Origin of the sequence: Mycoplasma seminis, from assembly GCF_030718845.1 — a bacterium.
GTDB classification, from domain to species: Bacteria; Bacillota_I; Bacilli_A; order Mycoplasmatales; family Metamycoplasmataceae; genus Mycoplasmopsis; species Mycoplasmopsis seminis.
Map to the genome: position 1 here is coordinate 163,848 of NZ_CP132191.1, position 12,550 is coordinate 176,397.

The 12,550-nt window shown below is 27.4% G+C and carries 9 protein-coding genes; 2 read left to right on the plus strand and 7 right to left on the minus strand.

Going from position 1 to position 12,550, the window contains the following annotated elements:
- The first annotated feature begins 4 nt into the window (after positions 1-4).
- A complete protein-coding gene (locus Q8852_RS00830; RefSeq protein ID WP_305938118.1) occupies positions 5-787 on the plus strand; it encodes a hypothetical protein in 783 nt (260 codons plus the stop codon).
- A 595-nt stretch (positions 788-1,382) separates the two neighbouring features.
- Here the strand turns inward: Q8852_RS00830 and Q8852_RS00835 are convergent.
- From Q8852_RS00835 to Q8852_RS00845, 3 genes are all read right to left on the minus strand, one after another.
- On the minus strand, positions 1,383-1,982 hold the full coding sequence (locus Q8852_RS00835) for a hypothetical protein (protein ID WP_305938119.1): 600 nt from the start codon (positions 1,980-1,982) through the stop codon (positions 1,383-1,385).
- 75 nt (positions 1,983-2,057) lie between these two features.
- Positions 2,058-2,843, minus strand: coding sequence for a hypothetical protein (locus tag Q8852_RS00840; protein ID WP_305938120.1), 786 nt, complete (start codon positions 2,841-2,843; stop codon positions 2,058-2,060).
- Between the two features lie 13 nt (positions 2,844-2,856).
- Complete coding sequence (locus Q8852_RS00845; RefSeq protein WP_305938121.1) at positions 2,857-3,783, minus strand: NAD(P)/FAD-dependent oxidoreductase; 927 nt, start codon at positions 3,781-3,783, stop codon at positions 2,857-2,859.
- Between the two features lie 132 nt (positions 3,784-3,915).
- Here Q8852_RS00845 and Q8852_RS00850 point away from each other — a divergent pair, with 132 nt between their 5' ends.
- Positions 3,916-6,726, plus strand: coding sequence for a hypothetical protein (locus Q8852_RS00850; protein WP_305938122.1), 2,811 nt, complete (start codon positions 3,916-3,918; stop codon positions 6,724-6,726).
- A 107-nt stretch (positions 6,727-6,833) separates the two neighbouring features.
- Here Q8852_RS00850 and Q8852_RS00855 read toward each other — a convergent pair whose 3' ends face one another.
- From Q8852_RS00855 to Q8852_RS00870, 4 genes are all read right to left on the minus strand, one after another.
- A complete protein-coding gene (locus tag Q8852_RS00855) occupies positions 6,834-7,034 on the minus strand; it encodes a hypothetical protein (RefSeq protein WP_305938123.1) in 201 nt (66 codons plus the stop codon).
- Between the two features lie 147 nt (positions 7,035-7,181).
- On the minus strand, positions 7,182-8,093 hold the full coding sequence (locus Q8852_RS00860) for a site-specific integrase (RefSeq protein ID WP_305938124.1): 912 nt from the start codon (positions 8,091-8,093) through the stop codon (positions 7,182-7,184).
- 75 nt (positions 8,094-8,168) lie between these two features.
- Complete coding sequence (locus Q8852_RS00865; protein WP_305938125.1) at positions 8,169-11,312, minus strand: type I restriction endonuclease subunit R; 3,144 nt, start codon at positions 11,310-11,312, stop codon at positions 8,169-8,171.
- A gap of 9 nt (positions 11,313-11,321) precedes the next feature.
- On the minus strand, positions 11,322-12,521 hold the full coding sequence (locus Q8852_RS00870) for a restriction endonuclease subunit S (protein WP_305938126.1): 1,200 nt from the start codon (positions 12,519-12,521) through the stop codon (positions 11,322-11,324).
- Positions 12,522-12,550 lie beyond the last annotated feature (29 nt).

A 12,550-nucleotide genomic window follows, 5' to 3' on the forward strand; every position in this document is an offset into this window, starting at 1 on the left:
AATTATGAGTTCAACCTGATTATATATCATAATAGTTGCATTAACTTGCTTACTATTTTATGTGATGCTAAAAATGTATGGATACTTTAATTTTGTTAAAGCTGGATTTAAACTTAATTGAGTACAAAGACAAACATATTGAAAATTAGGACAAAGTAGTGTATATACTTTTGTAATATTATTATTATTTATTTTATATGCTACAGGAGTTTTAAAGGTTACATATGCTGATAAAAATGGTAGCATGCCTTTAGCTTTTTCAGCAATAGGAGCAGCTGCATTAGTTTCTTATTTTGCCTTCTTATTCTATGTAGTTATTATAGCTTTTGTAATTTATGTATTAATTAAAAATAGAAATAGAATTCATATTTCTAAAGAAGATTACTTAAATTTTGATACCGAGTCATATCAAATTAATATTGATAAAACTTATATCAAAGGAAAAAATAATTACACAATGTTTGGTGATTATATTACTAACTCAATGATGTTTAAGAAGTATCCAAAGATATTTGCTTCTAAAGTTATTTACTATTCATTAATGTTCATTTATTCTTCACCAGTTTATGATAAAGTGTTTGAATCACAAGTTAAAATCAAAGATGAAAATAATAATGATGTAAATGTGGATAGTTCATACACAGGAAGTAGTCCAATTGCTGAGTTATTTGGAGATAACAAAGAATATATTTTATATGTTCTTAAAACTGCTTATGCAAAAGTAAATTCAATTCATAACTTAGATGAAACAATTTATTTAGATGCAATCGAAAAAGCTTGCAAGTAAAATTTGGAGTTGATAGCAATATCAACTTTTTTAATACCTTTCGGAGTTTTATAAGTTTAAAATGCTTTTAAGACTATATTTTAGGCATATCTGTAAAATTAACTTAAAAATTACTTGTACAAAATTAAAAATATTTTTCTATGTAATTTATTTTTATCAAAAATGAAAACTACTATTTTATAGGAGTAAAGATAAATATTAACTTATGAAGTTGGAAACTAAAACACTTTATAAAACAAAATATTATTATACCTTTCGGAGTTTTGATACATAAAAGTACTTTTAACACTATATTTTAGGGAAATCTTAAAAAAATACTGGAGAATTACTTGTATAAAATTGTGATATTTTTCTATGTAATTTTTACTTAGTGAAATTAAAAGCACCTATTTTATAGGGATAAACGTAAATAGAAATGTATAAACTTGGAAACTAAATAGTTTATTGTATTCAAATTAGTGATACACCTTTCGGAGTTTCTGAGCATGAAAATACTTTTATCCCTATATTTTAGGTATATCTGTAAAATTAACTTAAAAATTACTTGTACAAAATTTAAGTTTAATGCAAAGACATAAAAAAATAAGGTAATACCTTATTTAACATTGTCTATAAAAATATTGTTAAGTTTTTGAACCAATTCAGCTTTTGTAAATGTTGAACCATGTGAACCTGGTATACGATATTTAGGTTGATCATCATCTAAATTAGCTATATCTAAAGTTGTAATGCTTTCTACTAATTGCATAAATTCAACTAATTCATAAGGTTCGTCATCTTCTCTTGGATATTTTTCTTTAACTGCATTTTTCATTGATGCTAAATTATCTTTAAGAACAGTTAATATTATTTTCATTGAAGTGTATTGATTTGCAATAGATGAAAGCTTGTTAATTAATTCAGCTTTAGATAAAAGTTTAGTTGCGGGTTGTTCTTTTGGTTTTGAATCATCTGAACCTGATGTATTTGCTCCTGAAGTAGTAGCACCTCCATTGTTTGGATTACTATTTGTATCTTTAGGATTTTGTGGTTTTAATTTATCTATTTGATTATCTTCTGTGGGCTGTACTTCTCTAGAAGGATCATCTTGATCCTTATCAGGATTTTGAGCCTTAGGTGAACATTGAACAGCAAAAGTAATTGGTACTATACTGCTTATTGTAGCAAGCGGTATTATAAGTTTTTTAAGTAACATATTTTCTCCTTTATTTTTTACTGAAAAATTATATCTAAATTTCAAGCTGAGTTTGTCAAGAAAAAATAGCTAAAATTAGCTATTTAATTCATCTTCAAATTCTAATAATGTTGCTTCTAAATCATTTTTATAAATTGATAAAATTCAATTTAAATAATGTTCTACATCACCGTTTTCAAGAAATTTATTATAGTGTTTATAATACATTTTAGGACTCATTCTATCAGTTAAAAATGTAAATCCTTGAAAACCATTTACTTGCAGTAAGTATTCTAAAAATGCTCGATTGGTTTTTCTATTTGCAAATTTAAATGGAGCAAATTTTTCTAATTCAATATAAAGTGTAAAGATCGCTTTTAGAATTTCTTCTTTGTTATTTGTATCTAATGCAGCATTATATTTTTCTTGATATTTCATAATTTCTTTTTTAATTTCACTTGGAGATAACTTTTTATTGTTTATTTTAATGTTGTTACGTAAACATGAATTACTAAATTCTCCATATTGTCTAGTTACATATTCATAAACTCTTTTATAAAATCCAAGTGCAGTTTTCTTACTTTTATGTGTTTTAAGTTTAGTGTTCAAATATCCATAAGTTCTTCTTAAGCATAAAGCATAATCAAGATCTCTAACTGATACCGGTGTAAGGCTACAATCAAAATCAGAATAAGTCATTACACTTTCAAAAACTTCTATAGGTAGATTTACATTATCTAAAAGTAATGAATCATAAATTCTACAAAATTGCATTCGAGCTCTAAAATAGCGATAATAATATTTGTTTATTTTTGGTTCAGATTCAATCATTGTGTTAATTTTTTCATTTAGTTCAACACATTTTAATAATTTATTTTGCATAATTACCCACTTATTAAATTTCAGTATTTACTAAGTCAACAATAGCTTTAGCAGCAATTGCTCCATCACTTGCAGCAGTGACGATTTGACGAATTTCCTTCTTTCTAATATCTCCGGCAGCAAAAATACCTTTGACTTTAGTTTCCATGTTTTCATCAGTAATAATAAATCCTTCTGAGTCTAAAATACCTAAATCTTGTAAGAATCAAGCGGTTGATTCCATTCCGATATATGGGAAAAATGAAGACACAGGGATAACTTGTGAGTTTCCTTCAGAATCCACTACAGTAGCAGATTGTAAGCTATCTTCACCATTTAATTCAGTAATTTGACTCATGCGGTGGATTTTAACATTTGGTAACTTATATAAATCTTGCACTAGTCTTCTTTCGGCTTTAAATTCTTCTCCACGAATTACAATATGCACTTCAGAAGCGATTTTAGAAAGGTAAGTTGATTCTTCAACTGCTGAGTTTCCGTCTCCTAAAACAATTGTTGGATTGTGTCCGAATAAAGGACCATCGCAAATAGCACAATAACTCACTCCACGGTTGGTGAATTTATCAATGTTTTTAATAAAACTTGGAACTTTGTTTTTCATTCCAGTTGCAATTAATACTGCTTTAGCTTGCAGTATAGTTCCATCGGCTAAATAGACATCTTTTTGTGTGTCTGAAACATTATCAATTTCAACTACATCACCATAAGTATATTGTGCACCATATTTTTGTGCATGATTAAAGAATTCTTGAGCAAGTTCTCAACCTTCAATCATTTCTGTTCCGATTCAGTTTTCAACTTTATTGGTAGCTGATAATTTCCCACCTGGTGTGGATTTTTCCACAAAAGTAACTGATAAATTTGCTCTTGAAGCATATAAAGCAGCATTTAATCCGGCGGGACCTCCACCAATAATTACTAAATCATATTCTTTTCTCATTTTTTCTCCTTTTGATAATTATACTCTTATATTTTAGCAATAATAAAAGGATAATTTATACAAAAAGTGTCTTTTATATAAATATTTTTATCTAAATACCATTTTTTTGCTTTTGTAATATAATATTAAATTATGAAAAGACAAAAGAATTTATTAAGTATATTACTTCCACTTGGTGCAGTGAGTTTAACTGCTCCGCTTTTTACTGTTGCAGTTTCTTGTTCTGGTGCTAAAAATCAATATCAAAATGAATTAAAACAAGCAATTAATAACATTGAAGTAAATGTCGATAATAAAGAAAATTTATATGCTAAAGATGTGCAAATAAAAGACATTAAGATTTCAAATCTCGATGATACTGTAAAAGTTTCATTATTTAACATTATTAATCAACTCAACAACAAAGTTGTTGTTTCAGTTTTATTAACTCATAAAAAAGATTCAAACTTAAAAGAATCTAAAGAATTTGAAATTAATGGATTTAAAGTAGAAAATTCTGCTCCGGTTGAAAAACCAGAAGATGGAAAGCCCGAAACCAAACCTAATCTAGGACAAAATAGTGAAATAAAACAACCAGCTGAAGAAACAAAACCGGCTGAAGAAACAAAACCGGCTGAAGAAACAAAACCGGCTGAAGACAATAATGATGATAGTATGCTTAATGAACAAATTACAGAAGTAAATAAGAAATATCTTATTGATTCTAATTATGCAAGTTACTTTAATGCGGGTACAATTGAAAACTTAAGTAAACCTGAAGTTGAACCTTTTAAAACTGTTTCTGCTACATTTACTCATGCTCCTAGTGATACTGAAGTAAAAGAAGTATTTTTAAAACTTTGGAATGATAAAACAGATTTAAATGGTTTAGAATTCAAAGGCAAATATCAACCTACTAAAGATCAATTAATTAGAGTTTACTTAGAAGTTAGAGAAGAACATATTGCTGATAATTTCTATTGAGACTATACTTTATCAAATGGATATTCAGATGGATTCTATCAAGACAATGGTGAATGAAGATTCAAAATGACTAGATATGATTATATGTCTACTTCAGTTTCTTTAGATGTATTATGAGATTTAATTACTCAATCTGAAGGTCTTATTGATAAAAACATGTCTGAGTTTGATAAAGTGTATGAAATTACTCGTTACTTTACTGAAAAATACCGTTATATTGGAGATGGAAAAGCCTTTGTCATAGGTGATAGAGGAATTATTTCAGGACTTACTAAAAGAGAACTTGTCTGCAGACACTTTACTATTTTTGAATCAATGTTTCTCAATATGATGGGATTAAAAAGCTTTGAATCTTGAGGAGCTAGTCACATTTGAAACAATTTCCAAGTTGGGGACAAATGATATTCAGTTGATGCAACTGGAGTACAAAATTCAACTTGAGATACAATTGATTACCGTCCATTATTTAACAATACTAATAATACTTATGATGCCTTTTATTTAGGTAGATCAAATCCTAATCCAGCTGAATATGGTGGATATTTAGATGATGGTAATATTGCTCAAGCACCATATGACCGTAATGTTTATGCAAATGGAAATGATTTAACTAAAGATTTTGTTTTCAGAAACTGAGATCCATATAAATTTGATTCAGCGCACAATAACATTAGAAACTCTCGCCCGGAGTGAATTAATGGTAAATGATACTGAATGGAATTTGATAATAATTCACATGGATATAAACTTGTTTCATCTGCTTATAATAAATTTTCACAAAGACAACTTGATTATCCTTTAAACTCTTATATCTTAAATCAAGGTTGATATGGAGCTGGATTTAGTTTTAAATTTAATAATTCACTTCTAGTGGTAACGGTTGAAAATCCTAATGATCCTTTTGTAATGAAAGCACATTTACTTAAATATGATGTTGTAAATCAAAAAGTAAGCGAAATTAAAGTTAATAATGCAGATAGTTTTGAGTTAACCCGTGGAAATACTCTTTGACTTGATAAAGATAATAATTTACTTGTTAAAGATATTGAGAAACATTACACTGTGCTAGTGCAAAATATTGCTCAATATTTCGATGCTAAACCAGTGGATTATAAATTAAATGCACAATGAGAAATTTATCTTGCTAGAATCATGAATGGAGTTATCAATGTTGGAATTCATGATTTAGAAATTCCTTCAGTTAAAATTAAAAAAGAATTTGAAGCTAAAATAGCACAAGCTAAAAAATTATTTGCTAATGAAGATTATGAAGCAGCTTATGATTTAATTCATCAAGCTATTGAATGATATAAACAACAAAGAATTAATACACATAATAAGCCTATTATTACTACTAATTTAGCTGATAAATATCTTTTAAATTATGAAGTATATAAATATCAATCTATTAATGTTAAAGCTATTGCTAACTTTGATAGTGTAAATACCAATAAAGAAAACTTAATGTTTATTTGATATAAAGATGGAAAAGAAATCTTTAGTGGATTGGATAAAAACCAAGTTAACTTTAGCGAGTTATTTAAATCTGCTGATGATGCACAAGGAAATTATCAAGTTAAAATAATTAATAGAGCTAATGGTGAAAGTATTTTAAGTAATACTATTGCAGTAAGCTTAGATGATACAAATGTCTATTCAAATGTTTACTCAACAATTAAATTAGATGATATTTTATTTAACAATAATCCAAAAGAAATAAATATTTCTCGTCATATTTCAACGTCAAACCAATATGATGTAACTGTAACTTTAACCCACAATGGAAAAGTGGTTAAAACTCAAACATTTATTTCTAACAAAAATGATCCAGAAGAATTCGCATTTAGCTATGTTTCAGCTGTAAATGATTTTGATAGTCAAAAAGGTGAATATCAAATTAAAATGGATATAAAAGACAAAAGTGCAAACATAATTCAATCAGAAAACTTACTTAATTACTATTTCTTATGAACTGAGTAATAAAAAACAAATATACCTATGAGATAGATAAATTAGGATTGAAAATAACACCATATACTAGAAATAGCATATGGTGCTTTTTGTATTAAACATCATTCTAAAATGATTTATTTTTCTTTTTTCTTTTGTTTCATTTTTTCACTGATTATTTCAAGAGAAATACCATGTTCATTTAATATTTCTTCCATTATTTCTTGATATAAATCTCTATCGTGTTCATTTAAAACATTAATACTGGTTCTTTTTGGGTTTGATGCAACTTTTTGTTTCTTAGGTGACTTACTTGTTTTAGTATTTAAATTATTCATATCAGTATTATATATTTTTATTCTTGATATTTTGAAATTTGTTTACAGTCATAGAAAAACACACTCTTATTATTTAAAAGAATGTGTTTAGTATTTTTAACCCAATTTAACTTTAACATAGGGTTATTCGTTTTTATATTATGCTAATTAAGTTAATGCAGAAAGAGATTTCATTACTAAGTCAATATCTTTATTTTCTAATTCGTTAATAATGTGAAGATATACTTTTTGAGTTGTTGACATATTAGAATGTCCTAGTCTTTGTGCTACTGATGCAATAGAAACTCCAGCATATAGCAACACAGAAGCATGGGTATGTCTAAGTCCATGTACACTGATAATAGGAACATTTGCTTGCTTACATCTACGCTCTAAAGTATCGTTTACCGTTGAATTATAAATATTTTCTTTAATAAATATCGGCTGATCTGCTGGGAGATTTTTAGTTAACGCACTAAATTGAGTTGAAATCATTCAATCGATTTGAATCTTTCTAATTGAAGATTTGTTTTTAGTTGGTTGAAAATCTCTAGCTTCTTTATAATCTCAAGTTTTATTTACTACAACTATTTGCTTACTGAAATCAAAATCAGCAGGAGTGAGAGCGGCTGCTTCAGAAAAACGCATACCGGTTTTAGCTATTAAAAGTATCATTCAATCTACATTAGGTTTTTCTCCTAATTTAAGGGTTTTAAGTAATGAATGTAGCTCGAATTGATTTAAGTATTTAGCTTTTTTAGGACGTGGTACTTTTCCTTTGATAATAACTTTACGACATGGATCTTTTTCAATAAAGCCTTCATCCAAGGCATCTTGGATTGCAGGTTTAAGTAAACGATGGAAATCCATAGTAGTTTGTTTTTCGTGTGTAGCAGCAAAATCATTAAGTAATTGTTGATAAATTAAACGATTTAAATTGTGAATAAATAAATTAGGTGCTAGCTTTCTAATTCAACTTAAAGCTAGGTAATATTTCTTTAGTGTAACTGAGCGAATTGCTCCTTCTTTGTAAATCTTAATTCACTGTGCATAATATTCTGATAATAATATTTGTTTCATAATACTTCCTTATTAAAATATTTATTAGGAAGCACTACCACAAGATATAGTAAAACTCAACCGAGTTGATTGAGTTTACTTGTTTTTCTCAATAAATTTTGTGATTGCATCATAAATTTCTCTATTGAGATTACGACCTGGTATTTCTTTTCCAGCTAAAGTTTCTAAATAAGCTTTAGCTGTATTTTTATCTACTAGTTGTCTGATTTCATCTAATACACCAAAAGCATTTGAATCGGCTTGATGGAATTTAGCTTTAAAGTTTTGAATATCACTAATTCCCATATTGCGACAGAATGCTTCTATTTTGCTGTTTTCGTCTCAGATAATATGTTCATTAATATAATCTCTAAATGTTTTATCTGGAGAGATTTCTAAATCACCACTTTGGATTTGATTAATGATAAACTTAGCAGCTTGTTGCTCAGGTCCGGTTAATGTTGAGAATGAAGATTGTAGTGAACTTAAAAGCTCTTTAGCTTTATTTGATTCAACATCGCTATCAATTTGAATTTGCTTAATGTATTTAGAAAAGTTATCTTCTAAGTATTCACTGTCTATCTTTCCAGTATCAAGTTGTAAGATATTAACATTGAAATCATATAAGATATCATCTGAATGAGACATTGAAGCTTTTTCAGTAGCTTTAGATAATTCTTGATATCTTAAACATAAGATTTCAAAAGTTGTTTTATCAAGTAAATTATTTTTATAGTTTTTGTTTGGATTATTTGTGTCTGTATCAAAGTCATATCCTTGAATAATAGCACATTGCACTTTTGCTCATAGTTGATTAAATAAGCTAGCAAATTTAGCAGCTTGTTTATCACTACTTGGAACTGATTGGAAATTATCAATATTATTATCAAGGAATAATTGAGTTATTTCTTGATATAAAGCATTAATTGAATCAACATTTTGTTGAATCTTATCAACAAATACTCCAAAAGCTTTATTACCTGAATAATATTCAAAAGCCTTTTTAATATTTTGTTCCATTGTATATGGTTGACGGTAATATCTAATGTATCCAAATGGTTTATCATCTCCAAAAATCCGGTTAGTTCTTGAAAATGCTTGAACTAAAGCATCATAAACTAGTACTTTGTCTAAATAAAGGCGGTTTATTCACTTAGAATCAAATCCAGTAAGCATTTGGTCAACTACGATTAAAAGGTCTAATCTTTCGTCTTTTTGTGATTCATTACTAATTCCAATATGGGGTTCTTTATGTGCTAAACGATTAGCGACATCTTTTTTAAATTCAGCTCATTTAGGAATAGTATAAGTGCGATTGTAGTTCTTATTGTAATCAACAATAATTTCTTCCATAGCATCTTCTTTGATAATAGCTTTTTCATAACCATTATTATCAATACTTGGATCAAAAATACATGTAATTTTAATAGGTCTAAAATCTGGATTATTATTCATTTCTTCTTTGAATAAACGATAATAAGCAATTGCTTCTGGAATTGAAGATGTAGCTAAAATTCCATGGAATTTTCTATTTCTACTAATAGAGTCAAAATCACTTAAGATATTTTTGATAACAGCTTTTCTATATTTATCATTATCATATTGTTTTGCTGGAATATAGTCTTCAATTCCCATATGATATTTACCTAATTTATCATAATGCCCAACCATATCAACTTCATTCATTCAACGATAGAATTCTTTAGTTCTTTCTGGATATGTTTCATTAATAGCATCGCTATATGTTGGACAATGAGATTTATCTAAAGCTATTTGTTGCTTGATGTTATCAAATATATAAACAGCATAATGGTCAAATCCTAAAACATTTTTATCTTTAATCCCATCAGCAATAGCATAACGGTGTAATTCGTCACCAAATACATCAATAGTTGTATTATCTTTTTTCTTATTGTCTTCTAAAATAGGTGTTCCAGTAAATCCAAAGAATACTGATTTATCAAATAATTTTTTAATATCAGCGAACATTGTTCCAAATGTTGAACGGTGACATTCATCCACTATAAAAACAATTCTGTTTTTATTGATTTTTTCTAAATCACTTGCTTTTAACATTTTGTCGTTTGCAAGTTCATTCATCTTTTGAATTGAAGTAATAATTAAAGAACTATTGTAACCACTTGCTTTTAATTTATTAATTAAATCATAAGTATTTTTTGTATCATTGATTTCTTGATCAGCATAAGCAAAGTTATTATATTCTTGATGAGATTGAGTAGCTAGTTCAATTCTATCTACTAAGAAAACAACTTTATCAGCAAGTTTTTTGTTAGCAATCAGCTGAGCAGCTTTAAATGAAGTCATGGTTTTTCCAGAACCAGTAGTGTGTCAAATGTAACCGCCTCTAGTTGAAGCTTTACCTCAAAGATTTTCACTATTAATTATTGTAAGTACATCATAAATTCTGTTAACTGCAAAGTATTGGTAACTTCTAAGAACTTTTAAATTACCATCTCCTTGGTCAGCGATTGTATAATCGCCGATTAACTCGTGAGCCATAGGGATATAAAGAAAACTATCAGCTATTTTTTCTCAATCTTTAATTTCATCATTATTGTAATTACATCAGTGGAACTGATATTCTTTTTTGAATTCTTTTCCATTACCAGGATTTATAAAATAAACCATTTCTTCTGGTGTCATAGCTACAAAAATTTGAATTAATCTAAAAATACCTGTAAAACATCCTTTAGCAGAATATTTCTTAATTTGTTCAATTGCTTGTGATACTTCTACACCAGATTTCTTTAATTCAATATGAATTACCGGCATACCATTAATAAGTAGCATTAAATCACCCCTACAGTCTGATTTAATTGGGTTATGATTCTTAAATTTAGGTTGTTGAGCAATTTGATATCTACTTTTTCCACCAGCTACTTCATCTCTATCAAAAATACTTAAAGATACTTCTTTACCCTTATTAGGTGCAGCAGGGTGATCTCTTTTAATGGTAATAGTTTTACCATTAATAAAACTATTTAAATTAAAAGGAGTGCTTAATTCATTGATTTGATCAAGAATTTGTTGCATTTCTGTTTTAGTTAAAGGAAAATCACCTAAACGGTTAAAGTTTCTATTATTGTTAAATAAAATATTAGCTCAGTTTTCAATTAAATCTTCCTCAGTAGGATTTTTGAGGACTTGTTTTTCTCAAGATCTATTAGTTAAAAGTTCAATTAGAGCTTTTTCAAATTCACTTTCTTTATTAAAAGTCATATTTTCTCCTTAACAAAACATCTTTTCTAATAATGATTTTTTAATATTTTCTAGTTTTTCTAACTTATGGTTGTAAGAGGTGATGAGAGAATTTAGTTTATCAAAAAATGTTGATATTATTATTTGTTCATCTTTGTTGTCTGGTATATAAAACTCAATTTCTTTTATGTTTGACCAATTAACGTATATTTGTGTATTACCTTGCGAATGCATAAAAATTTTATTTCTGTTTCTGGGATTGTTTATTAAGTTATAAATAAATGACGGAATATATCTTGATTTATCTACAATTATCCTTTGAACCCGTTGATTAAATACATATTTGTTATTTTCATCTATGAGTAAGACTCTCCCGATAATGTTTCCTGCTTGTGTTTTATCATTAAGTATCATTACTAAATCATCTTTATTTAATAATTTTTGTACCGTTTTATTGTTTAAAGATGCCCTAATGCCTTGATCATTATATAAACTATTATCACTAAAACTACCTATACTAATAACTTTTAAATCACCAAAATTATTAAATTCTGCTTCTAAAGATGTACCTGATATAGCAGAACCGTATGAGTCTATATTTTTCTTTTCTCAAGGATTCGTAAATCCTTTGAATCTTATTTTTGGAAACGGACTTTTTTCTGTTGCAAAAATATTTATTAATAATGAATTTTTAATATTTTGCAGTTTTTCTAACTTACGCTTATAAAAAGCAAGTATGTTATCTAAATTATAAAATAATTGCCCTAGTAATATTTGTTCTGCATATTTAGTGATACTTATGGATAAATTTAGTAAATAATTTTTATTAAGTTTAGCCCTACTTCCACCAACAATGAGTGAAGAAATTTCACTTCTCTTTAATGAAAGACATAAAAATTTATTATCTAATATATTACTTTTTCCTTTCAAAACATGAGCATGATTATTCACTCATATCTTGCCTGTAGTGTAATTCACTGGATAATTAAGTAAATCATTAGCACCATCCTCAGCGACTAGAACATTTTCTCCATCATGAGTAAATCCATTAACATATCCTAGTATACCATTAGCACCATAATAAGGGATATTCCCTTTTATTCTTAAATTTTCCGCAATAGGAATTCTATATTTATCTAAATTTATTGTTACTTCATTAATTGAATACTTTTCTCAAGTGTTTGTGAATCCTTTGAATCTAATTTGAGGTTTTGTTATTTTTTTGTTCATAAATCCTCTTTTACAAGTTTTTTAAAAAT